Source organism: Comamonas sp. B-9 (genome assembly GCF_000410635.1).
GTDB lineage: Bacteria > Pseudomonadota > Gammaproteobacteria > Burkholderiales > Burkholderiaceae_C > Comamonas.
In genome coordinates this window covers 32,335-32,554 of record NZ_KE148635.1, presented here as the reverse complement: position 1 = coordinate 32,554, position 220 = coordinate 32,335, and the positions used below count along the sequence as shown (strand labels likewise).

1 pseudogene is annotated in these 220 nt (G+C 71.4%); it reads left to right on the top strand.

Going from position 1 to position 220, the window contains the following annotated elements:
- A pseudogene (locus tag H928_RS0118715) lies at positions 1 to 220 on the top strand (DNA polymerase III subunit delta'); the annotation flags it as partial.

Here is a 220-nt window from a genome sequence, read left to right as displayed (position 1 = left end):
CACCGCGCCCTGGATTGCCCAGCAGCGCGAGCAGCTGCTGGCCCAGCGCGGCCATGCCTGGCTGCTGCAAGGCCCTTCGGGCCTGGGCCAGTTCTCGCTGGCCATGGGCCTGGTGCGGGCCTGGCTGTGCGATGCGCCGACACCCCAGGGCGCCTGCGGCCACTGCGCCAGCTGCCATGCGATCGATGTGCATGCCCACACGGACCTGTGTGTGCTGATG